At 62.0% G+C, this 13,407-nt stretch carries 6 protein-coding genes; 2 read left to right on the plus strand and 4 right to left on the minus strand.

The genetic code is table 11. The features are described 5' to 3' along the window. Positions 1-2: 2 nt before the first annotated feature. Positions 3-3,122 carry a hypothetical protein gene (locus GUV69_RS05710; RefSeq protein WP_164200511.1) on the minus strand — a complete coding sequence of 1,040 codons (3,120 nt, stop codon included), beginning with the start codon at positions 3,120-3,122 and terminating at the stop codon, positions 3-5. A 1,038-nt stretch (positions 3,123-4,160) separates the two neighbouring features. Between GUV69_RS05710 and GUV69_RS05715 the strand changes: the two genes are divergently transcribed. Further along, complete coding sequence (locus GUV69_RS05715; RefSeq protein ID WP_208786593.1) at positions 4,161-4,526, plus strand: hypothetical protein; 366 nt, start codon at positions 4,161-4,163, stop codon at positions 4,524-4,526. Positions 4,527-4,626: 100 nt separating this feature from the next. On the opposite strand, the gene GUV69_RS05720 is transcribed toward GUV69_RS05715, so the two are convergent. Next, positions 4,627-5,616, minus strand: a complete 990-nt coding sequence (locus tag GUV69_RS05720) for a C40 family peptidase (protein WP_164200515.1) — start codon at positions 5,614-5,616, stop codon at positions 4,627-4,629. 104 nt (positions 5,617-5,720) lie between these two features. Here GUV69_RS05720 and GUV69_RS05725 point away from each other — a divergent pair, with 104 nt between their 5' ends. Continuing rightward, entirely contained in the window at positions 5,721-7,103 is a 1,383-nt protein-coding gene (locus tag GUV69_RS05725) for a C25 family cysteine peptidase (RefSeq protein ID WP_164200517.1), read from the plus strand. Here the strand turns inward: GUV69_RS05725 and GUV69_RS05730 are convergent. Then, on the minus strand, positions 7,061-8,374 hold the full coding sequence (locus tag GUV69_RS05730; RefSeq protein ID WP_164200519.1) for a hypothetical protein: 1,314 nt from the start codon (positions 8,372-8,374) through the stop codon (positions 7,061-7,063). The genes GUV69_RS05725 and GUV69_RS05730 overlap by 43 nt on opposite strands. After that, complete coding sequence (locus tag GUV69_RS05735; protein WP_164200522.1) at positions 8,371-13,407, minus strand: peptidoglycan-binding domain-containing protein; 5,037 nt, start codon at positions 13,405-13,407, stop codon at positions 8,371-8,373. Before GUV69_RS05735 ends, GUV69_RS05730 begins: the two co-directional genes overlap by 4 nt.

The raw sequence follows: 13,407 nt of genomic DNA on the forward strand, positions 1-13,407 counted from the left end.
CGTCATGCCTCGCCGGCCTCGACCCATTCGCCGTCGGCGTTCTGTTCCCACCGGGGCAGTGCGTCGTTGGCTCGGAGTTTGACTAGGTTGGTCGGTACGCGCACCGTCCAGGGGTTTCCCTGTGGCACCTCGTCACCCGGTCGGTTGAGGCGCTCGGCGATCTCGTCGGCGATCGGCAGGTAGAGCGGGTTGGAGATGGTGGGCAGCGGACCGCCGTTCCAGATCTCGCCGAATGTGAGGAAGTGGTCGATCGCGCCTTCGAATCCGAGCCGGGCGGGCACTGTCGCTCGACAGAACCCGGCTTGTAGGAAGTCGGTGAACGCGGGGTCGGGGTCGTCGTAGCCGAGCCGTTCGTCCCACTGGTCCTTGCTGCCCCAGAAGTAGGGGTAGGTGACCCAGGACATGTGCTCCCATTCGAAGGCCTGTTCGAAGAAGCGGACGTACGCGCCCTCGGCGGCTGCTTCGGTGACGTTGATCTGCGGCAGTCCGTTGACCGGCGAATTCACCACCGCGTCGAACAGGTCGAAGTGCTGGTCGGTGAGGATGCTGAGGCAGTTCTTCTGAAGCTCGCGGCGGATGATCACCTGGTTCATTGCGGGGTTGCGGCCTCGGATGGCGACGCCGGCCTGCAGCTTGAGCTGGGCGAGTTTCTCCTCGTAGTCCGATACCTGGGCTTTGTGGGCTGTGCGCAGCTTGGCATACGTCTCCAGCCGCCACTTTTCGAGGGCTCGGTCGGTGCGCTGACATTTAACCTCGATAGCGACGGCGACCTGGGAGACGTGGAAGCTGTCGATCGCGAGTGGGATCGAGTCGCGCTCGTCGTCGAGGGGTGTCGTCCAGAGCCACTGGCCGTCACCCATCCGTTGGGCGCGCCGCCCGAGTACGACGTCGACGCTCATGTCGGACTCCCATGTGTTAGAGACTCGGCCGACGCTGCCGAACACCGCGCGGTAGCCGTCGTCGATGGTGATCTGGCCGGAGTGGTTGTAGTTGGTCTTGCTGTCGCCGCCGCCGCCCTTGAAGTCGGCCGACTTTGTGCGGTAGAGCTCCGGCGGCGGGGCGACGTCGGTCGCTCCGCAGACTTTGACCCAGTACAGGTAGTTGCTCTCGGTGATCTGGCTGGGCGTGAGGTTGAAGTCCGGGGGTTTGGTGAGGGTCAGCGCACTGTTGTGGGTCTGGTCGAGCGCGGCGATGAGGAACGCACCGGGTTCCGGAACCATGAAATCGAACATTACCCGCAGGCCATAGTTGAACATCTGGGCCTGATAAACCTTGTTCACCCATTGATAGACGCCGGAGATATGACCGACGCCGTCTGTGTTGTTCAGCTCGTGGACATTTCTTTCGATCGTCTCGGTCAGAGTGCGCACTGTAGTGCGCTGAAGCATCCGCTCGGCAATCTTGCGGGAACTCCGCTCGGTGACGTCCTGCGAGAAGGCGCTGGCGGCCTTCGTCGCTTCCTCCTTGGATCGGGAGAACGACCCCTCCGCGCTCGCCGCGAACTCGACGGTCGGACCGTAGCTGCCCGAGATGCTCAAACCCGCTTTGAGGGCGACGTCCTCCTTGATGGTTTCGTTACTCTCACGGGTCATCTCGAAGCGGTCGGTGGTTTCGAGCTCATGCTCCTCACTCGTGCTGGTTTCGGTTTCCGTCAGCGTGATAGATTCGCTTTCCTCGCGGCGGGTGTGTTCCCGGGACTTGAGTTCGCCTTTCAGCACGTTCTCTATGTGTGCGATGTCGGTTGCCTCGTATCCAGTGAGTTGCTGCTTGACCAAGAGGAGGTCGGCGATGCCGGCCGGCGCGACGACGCCCTTGGTCTGTGGCACACTCCCGGTCATTGGTAGCGGCGGGAAGCCCAGTAGGCCGCCGGTGCCTAACGCGCCCCAACCGGCAGTGATCGGTGTGGAGACCGCGATGAAGGCGTCGCCAAGGCGCATGAATGAGCGTTTCTCGGGATGCCCGGCGACCGCCTCGAGCTCGCCGACTGTGCTCGCCAGGTCGCTCTGGAGGCGGTGGGTGATCTTGTCGAGCGGTGTGGTGGTGAGGTCGATGCCGCGGCTCTTCAGCACGGACTGGGTTGTCCTCGACAGCAGGGTGTCTGCCGTCGGCTTGAGTACGAACCCAATCTCGGAGGGGCTGACCGGCTTAAAGCTTGCCCGCGCGGGCAGGACGACGTCTGGTGCTTGGACGAGGGTCTGTGCCAGCTCGGCGAAGGGCGTGTCGAATCGCAGGAATTCGGCCCCCGCGGCTGTTTCTGGATCGGAGCCTTCCGGCCGAACTCGTTCAGGTCCGGGGTCGATGTTTACGTGTTGCTCGCGGAGTAGCCGGGTGTACGTGGCGGCACTGCTGACTGCGTTCGTCAGCCTCGTCACCTTTGGCGAGGTGGTGGCGTCGCTCGCGACGATCTCGGATGCGCGGAAGTGGGTGGAGTCCAGGGAGGCCAGCTCGCTCACGGCACCACGAAGCGCCTCATGCTCTGTGAGCAGCTCACCGATCCGCTGCTGACGCTCCTTAATAAGCTTCTCGCGCTTCTTCTGCAACTCCTTCTGAGCATCACGAGTGGATAGCCGGGAGTTCAGCTCTAGCTCGACCGGCAGACGGAGAGATCGGCGCCGGCGTTGCTCCGCCGGACCTCTTTTGTGCTCGGTCACCACGTCTGCAATTAGCTCGGCGGTCCGGAGCTGGCGGGCCAATCCCTCGATGGGGCTGTCGTGCAACTGTTGGAGCGCCTTGATTGCGATCAAGCTGTCGCGGAGCTGGCGCACGGTTTCTTGATAGGGAGCGGTGTTCACGACGTCGGCTGGGGGACTATCGAAGATATCCTCGATTACCGTCCCGATCTGTTGCCACGAAAGTATTCCCTCTCCCTCAAGGGCGTCGAGGCGGACTGCTAGCTGGTCGAGCTGGGGGCCGAGTGGGGCTTCGTCTACGTTGTGGACGAAGCCCTCGGAGGCAGCGAACTGGGCCGACGCGGCCTCGATGGCCTGCCTGCCCTCGCCGGACGCGACCGCGGCACGCAGCGCATTCTGGTAGTCGGACTCCTGGTCTAGTGGTATTGATGGCTGCTCCGGATCCTGGCTCACGGCCGGCCGCACGAGCATCAAACGAAACAGGTTCTCCATTTTCATACCTATCTTTGGGCACTTGTCGTGATTGGGTGTAACCGAGTCTCATTTGAGAGGAGGTCGTGAACCTTGAGGGATTGGAAAGGGCTGATTTTAGACACGATGCATCTTGACTAGGGTGGCTTGGCGCACGTTACTGTCGCGTTACTGAAGAGGAGGCTTGATTGCCCCTGCCGCTTGGCTCAACCATTGATAATGGACATTTTGAGAAGCGACAATCTCGGAATCAATCTCTTTAACGGCCTCACCTGCAACTCGTTTTTGGACGATCCGCCGGACCGAAAAATTCGGCGCTATGTGCGTGAGACAGCGGCACGCCTTTGCGACCGTGGACGATGTAACTCGCGCCAAAGCGACTCGTACAGGTGCGAGCGAGGGTACCGTCGCAAAGGTCAATGTGGCTTGGGCTGGTGACGAACGCGTTAGCGGTGTTGACCTTTTACCGTCGGATGAGATCACCGCATCTCATTCCTTAAGGAATGACGCCAAGCCTTCGGCTCCTCCGCTGTATAACGCTGGTGGCGGCGGAACAGTAAGCCGAGGATTCGGCAGTCATACTGCGGCGTCTGGCAGCACACGGTTACCGCAGGATCTTGGTGGGAACAGGCTTGAGTCCGTAGTGGAGGCTGGATTAGGCCCGGCCAGGTTGCCCCCTGGCGGCTTCCGTTGTCTTGGAACTGGAGTTCACATCGACCAACGGCGCTGGTCGGCCAGTCAATATCAGTGGGCGGCTAAACCATGCCGGGGGCGACCTGGACGTTGTCGTAACCGGCGCAAACGGATCCAGGACCACAGCGGGCTGGCCGTGGCCCTCCGACAGCGCACCGCGACAGGTGGAACTCGAACCGGGACAGTCGCTCGTGGGGGGGCGTCGTGCTGCTCAGCGCGGCGGGCGTGGCACCCCTATTCCCGATCGCCGGCCCCTACAGCCTGATCGCCGAGTATTCGCCATCGCACGGCCAGATACTCCGCAGCGCACCCGTAACCGTATTACGCACCGGGCCAGTAGATGAAACGGGCAGAAAGCACCGGCACGTGCTGGAGAACTTTCAGGTCCTGCAAAGCCTGGCATCGACGTCGTGCCCTGGCGACGCGGCGGAAATGCTCGCGGACCTCGAACGGCACGGCACGCCCGTTACCCGCTTGATGGCAGGACTGGCCGTCGGCGATACCGCTGCGATCAGTGAACTGATCGCGGAGGCATCCGCCCAGGCCGGCGCCGCCCAGGCCGGCGCCGCCACGGCCGCGGCCGCCATCGCATCCGTTCTGCCCGTCGCCCTCGCGCCCGGGGATGAAAGGCTCCGGACGGCGGGCCCGGTCTTGGCGGCGGCCGACGACGACGGGCGGTCAGCAGCCATTCTGTGGGCCGAACCTTGGCCCAAGGCCGGACATGAGGGGTGATGCCGACGTAAATTATCTTCTAATGGGCCTAGCAGAATTGGCCCCGTGGCTTCCGCAAATTCGACAACTAAAAACGCAGGGGGCGGCGGCCCATTCGGGATCATCCCAAGCCGTCGATACGACCAATGTCCACTAGGGTCGGTGATTTTAAAAGGTCGCCCGGGGTAACAAAGTTCGCCTCGATCGCTGGCGTCAGCAGGCCTTGGATTGCTCCGAGTGCTGCGGCCACACCCAATGTGGTGCCGATGCCAAACTCTGAGTCATTGGTTAGGGCCGTACTGAATGACACCATCGAGGCTAGTAGCTCTTCGTCGGTGGGATCATCCGACTCTCCGACCTCGAATGACGGGGGCGGTGCTGGGGGCATGTCTTCGGTGACCAGGTTGTGGTCTTCTGCCCACGCGACAATTAGTGGGGCCAGTTCCTCCTCTGCGGCTTCGCCAGCTTCGTCGGGCTGGGCGGCTGTGACGTCAAAGCTTACAGGGATGCGGAAAGCCGCTTCGTAGGTTTCAGCGCTCTGTTGTAAAGCCCACTCTGCGAGGCATGGTTCAACCTCGCCGAAGGCGATGTCACCGGAGTGGATCAGTAACCGGAACCGCTCGGCGGGGTCGGAGGGCGCCTCTGCGAAGGCACGGTATACGAATTCGGAGCAGATCATGCTGCGGGTGCCGTCACGGTCGACGAAGGCATTCAGTGCTGCAGCGGCGTGATCGAGTATGGAACGCACCATCCGTCGTCCGGTCCCTCCGAGCGGGATGGTTCGGGTCGCGGCCAGCAATGCCAGCATGACGATCTGTTGATAGGCATAGGGCGCGCGTCGCTTTACGTGGCTCGCCGCCGTCGCGACCACGGATGCCAGATCGTCTTCCGTGTGGCGCCTGACTCGGACATACCGGCTCCCGGACACTTCAGCCTCAATCGTCGCATGGCGAAGTCCCCGTGCCGCTGCCTCCATTAGAGTTGCTTCATCTAGCGCGATCGCAGCGTGGTTCACGTCTGTTCCGTCGAACGTCCGAATGGCCCAGGAGATAATGTCGGTGCCGTGGAAGAGCAACACGTCGCCGCGACGAATCTCGATCTTATCGTTCATTCGAACGCCCCTCGCTATCTGTTGTCCGGTGCTCAATAATGATTGCATCGTTAGGGACCCGACGTACAGGTAAGGGTCTGTTCGCGTCAGATGGGCAGGGAACAATGATCGTTTCGAACGGCATCGATGCGCACACAGGGAAGCCGTTGATCGAGATCTCCGAAGACGAGTTGGCCGAGCTAATCGTCGATGCCGAAGGACACGGTGGTGGTCTAAGACAGAGGCTCGGAACGAAGCCGAGGAAAGCACTGCCGTGGCAAGTTGTGCCAACCGATGTCAGCCACGCAGGATGGAGCGTCGTCTTTGCGCACGGTGAGTCTGACGAGGTCCGTCAGGCCCTTGAGCCATTGGTCCAGCACCGGCGAGACCAGGTCGAGGAGGATTGCCACCACAGGCATGAGTACTTTCCTGGCGAAGAAATGGTTGACTGGCTCGCCCGACAGGGCGTGAACCCTGGCGCCATTGATCCGAGTAGGGTCGGCTACTACGTCCTGATCGTCGGTTCACCGGCGCGGATACCGTTTGAGTTTCAGTACCTGTTGGACATCGAATATGCCGTGGGACGGGTTGCGTTCGATACTCCGGAGGAGTATCGACAATACGCGAACAGCGTTGTCGACTCCGAGACATCCGCACCAGCCAGAGAGAAAGTTGTGGCTTACTGGGGAACGCTCCACCCTTGGGACCGCGCAACAAAGCTAAGCGCCGATCATTTGCTGGGCCCTCTGGTGCCGGACGGTGCGGGCCAACGTGGTCTAGCCGAACGTCACGGCTTTCGTTCCACTGCTTTGATCGGGGAACAGGCCACCAAAGCAGGTCTGCTGGAACTAATCGCTGGCAACAGCGTCGCCGCCAGACGTCCCAGTCTGCTCGTAACTGCCAGCCACGGCCTGGGCGGTTTGGCAGCGGACGATCCTGAGCAGCGGCGCCGGCATGGTGCACTGGTAACACAGGACTGGAATCGCGGGCCGGTCGGGATCGACGTGACCGTGGCCGGGACGGATATTTCGGGGGCACAGGTCCACGGGATGGTCGCTTTTCTTTTCGCCTGCTACAGTGCCGGGACACCCATGATCGACGACTTCCCCGTGCGAGGACAACCAGCGCGACAAATCGCCGATGAACCATTTGTGGCATACCTTCCTCAGCGGTTGCTGGCACACCCAAACGGGGGTGCTCTAGCGGTCATCGGCCATGTCGAACGGGCTTGGGGCTACTCGATTGTGAGCGCGGGCGGCAGCCAGCAGCGTTTCGAGGACACTTTCGCTCAAATCATGTGCGGTGTACCGGTGGGCCATTCAATGCGGATGTTTAACGATGCTTACGCAGTCTTGTCGGCGAACCTCACGCGGCAGTTGAATCGGGTAGCCCAGGACATGCCTGCCGGCGCTGGTGGTCGGCGCAGGCTGCTTGAGCTGTGGATGGAGTGGACCGACGTGCAGAACTATGTGGTGCTCGGTGACCCCGCGGTGCGGTTGCGCGGCTGAGCCAGCAACCGGAAAAGGTCATCGCCCAGCCGCTGGTCATGCGACTCAAGCTCCTTTGTCCGCACGGCGTGGCCATCGTCGCTGCGTATTCCTGCGTCACGAGTCTTCTTGATCAGGGAAAACACGAAATCGGCTCTCTCTTTTTGGACGAACAGGTCCGGGTCGTAGGCGAATGCCTGCACGCCGGCAGCGATCAGCAGGCGCGGGTCTTTGCTCACCGGCGTCATACCGTGCCATAGTCGCTCGGCTTCAGCGTTGGCCTGCTCCTGCAGGGCAGTGGTGAATGGATTGATTAAGCACAGTTTCTTGTCACCGAGTACCCGGAGGGGCGTCCTGATGACGATCGTTACGATTGCAGGTACATCCAACGTCCGCATCGAATCCTGCCCGTCCACGGGTTCTGGTGCAGGGTGGCCGAGCTGCTGTAGTGTCTCGGCCACGATCTGCAGGCGGAGGGCGGCTGGGGGATATTGTGGGTCAGGGTGCAACCGTGAGGCCTCCACCAGGTCGGTTAGGGCTTGCCCGTAGGCGGGGCCCAGCCAAACTGCTGCGAGCACGTCGGCCAGCACCTCAGGGAACCACGCTGTCCAGTCCGCCAAACCGTCCTTCATGGCTGCCTGCTCGTCGAGTAGAGGAAGGAGGGCGTCAGCCAGGCCGAGGTCGTCGTCGGCGATGTGCGCTGCTTCGTGAGCGATGACCGCGGTTTCAGGCAGGTGGGCCTGCTGATGCCAAGGAATGCCGATCACCGGGACCGGTAGCTGTTTGACCAGTTCGCCGGGTACGTCGCTTAGCCATCTCGCTGGCAGCAGGTTCCGGTAGGCATGGCGCCGTCCCAATGCGAAGGGCGAGCCACTGGCGTCAAAGTAGACCAGCGGTGGTTCGCGGATGGCGTCGGCTTTCAACATGCCCGCGGACACCGCCTTTTCATGCAAGGGGCTGACGCAGGCCCACGCCAATTCGTCTGCCGCAATCAGTGGAGCCTGGAACCGGTCGACTAAACGCAGCGCGAGTTTGGAGCGGAAGAAGTCCCAAACGTGGTGGACGCCGAGCAGCTTTTCGGTCGTTGAAACCCATGTCTCGACGGTGTCGCATTGACCGTTGATCTTAGCGAGCGCCGGCTCCAGCATGTGGGCCAGCCGCAAGAGCTGATTGTGGTGCTTCTCGAGCACACTGCCGTCTGAAGTCAGCTTTTGCCAGAACTCGAGTTCACGGCGGAGCAGTCCGACCTTGGCGCTCAACTCGGCCTGTCTTCTTTCGGCTTGGGTGCTCATAGGAGCCGGACTGCGGCGGGTTCTTCGGCGAACAAGGCGGGAACCGTGCGGTACTCGCGGAGGATCGGGTCCCATTGACTCTGTCGGATTTGTCGGTACAGCTCGCCGATGTCGCCGATCCCGGGTTCGGTACCAAATAATGCTGGCGCGATCAGGTGCGTTGACAAGCCCCCTGCGTTGTAGGGGGTCGGTCCGGTCGCGAGTACCGCGGAGGCATATCCAAGGTCAAACAACTGAGATGCGAACAGATTGCGCAGCAGGACTTGACGCATTATTTCCAGTCGGCTTTCTGTGGCGACGGCTTCGAGCACTACGATCGGTCCGAGTCCGGTGGTGAGCCGCATCAGGATATCGTGTAGAGCCGTGACGGAGAGCACCTCCAGCCCATACTCGCTGGAATTGCGGAGTGTTCGACCGCTGTCGAACGATAGGCAGGCTGAGTCGCCCCGTGACTCCAGGGATGCCTGCACGTGGACGAGTGAGCACGGGTATTTCAGTTGCGAGAGCTCTTGGCTGGTGGGGTCCTGGACGACGACAGTCTCGAACCCGGCCAGCTCGTAGTCGCTAACCGCGTCAGTAGTTCGCGTCATACGCTTCTTGACCTGCACTTTATGGCTTAATTCGAGTACCAAGGCAGTCTGGCGGTCCCGCGTCGCTTCCCAAATGGACGACTCGATGTCGTCTGACGCTTCGTTGCGGTGTGTCTGTTGATAGGCGCGGATCGCCTGCTCGGACTGTGGACCCATAACGCCGTCAGCCAGGACGTGGTATCCGGCGTGGGAAAGCGCGCGCTGGACACGCATCACGCGGCGTACGCCGCCATCAGGTGAAGCGCGAAAAACTATCTTCTCCCGGTTGGGTGGCCACGCTAGCTCCCATGGCAGTTCGGCGAGCTGCGGGGACATGATCCGTAGTCTTATGTCCCCTGGCTCTGCCGCTGCCCGGTCCAATGATCGACGCAGTGCATTAAGCAGGTGCGTGTCATCAGAAAGCAACCAAGAGCTGCCCGCTTGCTTCCGCTCTGTCACTAGCTCGCTGGGTTCCTGCCAGATCACGGTTTCGGTTTCCACCGTCAGCATCCGATCTTCGTCGGAAACCCGGATGTTGACGATCGGCGGCCTCGTCCGCCATGGATTGGCTGGTATCTTAGGGACACTTGGCGCTGGGGCGGAGTGGGGCAAGCGATCTAGGTCAAGCAGTGCGGCACTATCGCCGAGTGTCTGGTAGATCCGGTAGACGAGTTCTTTGAGCTCGTCCTGGTTGCCCGGAATACGGCCAATCTTTGCTGCCTCAACTCGTAGCTTCATGACCTCGGCATTACGCCGGGATGGTCCGCCGGTGCGCTCCAGCATGTTGAACATTTCGTCGATGTGCCGCACCCACGTCATGTCGTGGCTTGCAGTGGCCCAGGCGATCAGCGCGTCAAGTGCCACGGCAGGGTGGCTGCTGTGACGCTGGGCAAAATTGAATGCCAAGGCCTCCATTTCTCCCACAGTCAGGCGGAGCCGAGCCGCCGTTTCTAGGATGCGGAGGATGATCAGCGAGCCGGAGTCAAACTTAGCCGAGGAGGTGACGGCGCTTTTGAGCCAGTGTGCCGCCGTGTCTGCGTGTCCTAGCACCCGGGCCAGCTCGGCAAGCCGGAGAGAACGCAAGGTCTCGTCCTCCGCGGCGTACGGCTGATGTGGCTCGCTCAGCAGTCGCACGAGCGGGCCTGTCACGTGCTGGGGAGTGGCCCGCTGGACCGGCGCGCAACGGTCAATACCGTCGAGGGCAGCGAGGGCAGCGTCCGGCGGGTGGAAGCTTGAGACGGCCTGCGCCAGCAGTCGTAGGTAAGGTTCCCGGTCATCAACATGACTTGCGAGCCCTTCCACAGCGACACGGGCCAACACAGTGGGCCCTCGGGGTTGTCGGTCGAGTTCGACCACGAGCTCGTCTAATATGCTGGTGGCTTCGGGTTGGCGGCCTATGCGGTCCAGCCACCGGGCCTTGACTAGGCGTGTGGTGACCCACAGGTCGTGTTCCTTCGGTACAGATGCCCGGTCTGCCATCTCCAGGTGTCGGCCCGTCTCCAGAACTCGGCCAGCATCGAGCAGGATCCGCGCTGTGGTCGTGCGAGCGTCCGCTTCTCGGAATAAATCACCGGCATCTCGCCAGCGTGAAGCCGCTTCGTCGAGCAACCGGACGGCGGCATCGGTGTCTCCCCATGCCGCTGAAACCCGTCCTTGGAGTTCGGCGACGACTGCGGCTGTGGCCGCTTCACTCTGGACGGTGCTTCCGTATTGCTTGTTGCCGAGGACCGTTAGCCGGCGTGATGCCTCCAGCGCCGACTCCGGCTGTTGGGCCAGCAAAGCGGCCCGGCCTTGCTGGACCACGACACGGATCGATGCTGGCTGCGCCGCAAGCAGCCGACCAGCCTCGGTCGGTGCCCCCCGCGTCAAAGCCAGCCACACCCTGAAGTCAGTCAGCTCGTGTTCCCCGAGGATCGTAGCAGCGTGAGATGCCTGAATTTCGGCAGCTGTGGCGTCGCCTTCTGCGAGAAACAGGCTGGCGAGCAGCATCCGGAGTTGAGCCTCAACGTCTGGAGTCGGGGTCGGGCGGTCAGCGAGTGCGGCCAGACGAGTCGTGCCGATCGAGCCCGCGTACGACAAGACGACACCTTCCAGGGCCTCTAGGACGACCGGGTCTTCGGCCTGTCCCAGGACTACGAGCGCAGAGTCGAGCGCATTCCGGTTCCCGTCTCGGGCTTGTAGCGCTATCTGCACAGCGGCTCGTCGCTGGGGATCGACCAACGAGCGGCTTGCGTGCTGCTCCATCGACTTAACCGTCGAGAGACGGCCTTCGATGAGGCTCCAAGCCAGGTCAGCGAAGTACCCGGGCGCTCTCAGGAGGGCCAGTGCGACCTCCAGATGTGCCTCAGCAAGCGTCTCCGCGGACATTACGCGTTGGCCTTCAAACCATCTGCCTGCCTGCTGGCCGAGGTCCATAGCGAGGCCGGCGTCCGTTGTCCGCGTCGCGGTAAGGTCGGTGTCGGCAGTCAGCGCTGTGGCGAGGTCGCCGCGTGCGGCCGGCCCCGCCACACGCTCGACCTCTGCCAACAGCTCTTGCCAGCCTTGCTCTCCACCCGGCCCTCGGGCTTGGAAGACATGGTAGGCCGCCTCTTCGGCCCATTGCACGAGGCGATGCGGTTGCTCGGACATCAGGGACCGGAAGTACAAGAAGGCGCGTTCATGCAGGCCCCGCAACACTTCCTGACGCTCCAGGACGAGCCTCATCGGTTCCCTGACATTTGGATGGAAGCTTAGAAACTCGCCTACGTCCTGAACAAAGGATACCCAAGACTGGTTGGATGCGTACGATGCCAATCGCAGCCACAGCTCGTTCGAATCGGCAGGGCCAGATGATGCCTCTTCGATTCGGAACCTGGCCCTAAGCCGGTCATGGGGGTCCAGTTCCGGGTTGTCATCGATGTGCTTACCGAGCAGCGCTTGCTCGATGTACGGCATTAGGACCTTCTCAAGGAAACGCTTGTCCAAGCGTCGTGCGACCACGCCGTACCGCAGCGCATAGAGCACAGCCTTGTCGTCGATACGTTCGAGGACACGCTCGATCAGATATTGCTGTTTGGGGTCATCGAATGACTCGACATCGGCCGCAGTCAGCTCAGGCCCCAGACAGGCGAGGTCGCCGTATAGTGCGAGCGTGAACGGCATCAAGTCACGCTTGGCCAGAATGGCGTCGATGATTTCGGGCCGGTCGATGCCGCGTACTTTGGCCAGATACGTCCGAGCCTCGGCTTCAGTGAAAGGCTCAAGTTGCACCGTGTGTAGTGTTCCCGGAGCGGCATGGCCGTCAATTCGCTTACTGATATCGTACCGGCCGGCGAGAAGCAAGCGAGCGTCACCCGGGCCACGATAGATCTCTAAGAGCGTGGTCACCAAAGAGCTAGCGTCCAAGTCTGAGCGCAGCACCGGAACCTCGAGTGTGTCGAACATGAACACCACAGGGGATCCTGCACGCCCGAGCCGTTTCATAGCATCTTCATAACGAGCGGAGACTTCCTGCGCCGGCCCGAGGGTCTCACCCAGCGTGGTCAGCTCGCGGAGAGCAGCCGAGGTCTCCCTTCCGACATCGGTGTATAGCGCAGGGAGCATGCGCCGCCAGTCCGTGAGCATGCTTTCGAAGTATCTGTCCGGTGACTGTTCGTTGAGCTGCTGAGCGAGGGCAATCCTGACTAGCCAAGGGTGCTTCGTTGCGATGACGGGGTTGATTTCGTCGAAGTCGATCCTAGCGACAAAGATCCGGGCAGGGATACACCGCCGGGCGAGGAAAGATCGAATCATCATCGTCTTGCCCATGCCGCCCATCGCGACAAGCTGCAGCGCCCTAAATTTCTTGCCCGCCAGAAGCTCTTCGAGCAAGTTGCGGTACACCGTCCGCTCTAGAAAGCCCGCTGACCGGAAGTAGTCGGTCGACCAAGCAGCCCGGGTATCGATCTGGGCGCGCCATCCCGCGAGCAGGGCGGCCATGCTCTCATCGACGACCTGGCGCCGGTCTGGCCGTTCAAACAGATCAAGTAGGTTCCGGGCTGCAACCAGGTCGAAGTGTGCTTCGGCCGCCTTGAGCAGTTCCTCGAACAAGGCGACCGCCGCGTCCATATCGGCTAACAGAAGGTGGTAGAGCCGCTCGCGTCCGTCGGCAGGGAAGGCCTTCGCCAGCCCAGCACTATAGCTCTGTAGCTCGCCCGGGTCCCATTGCGCGAGATATGTCGCCCGAGTCGCGTCGTCCAGCACGTACCGGCCCGGCTCCCTTGGCAGCTCCTGAACGAGGTCGCGCTCGCGGAGTTCGTCTAAACTCACGGTGGGCGCGTGCCTCCTCACGAACGTCTCCCACAACTCCACGGTCAGCCACCGCAGCGGCGCAGCGTAGTGCAGCGCCGCTCGGATGTTGGCCGGGACAAGAGTCGCGGTCAGTGCGGCGGGATCTTCGCCAGCCTGCAGCCGGGCGATGATCTCATCCGGCGAGTACGCGGCCAT

The organism is [Micrococcus luteus] ATCC 49442, from assembly GCF_010367585.1.
Lineage (GTDB): Bacteria > Actinomycetota > Actinomycetes > Actinomycetales > Micrococcaceae > Arthrobacter > Arthrobacter luteus_A.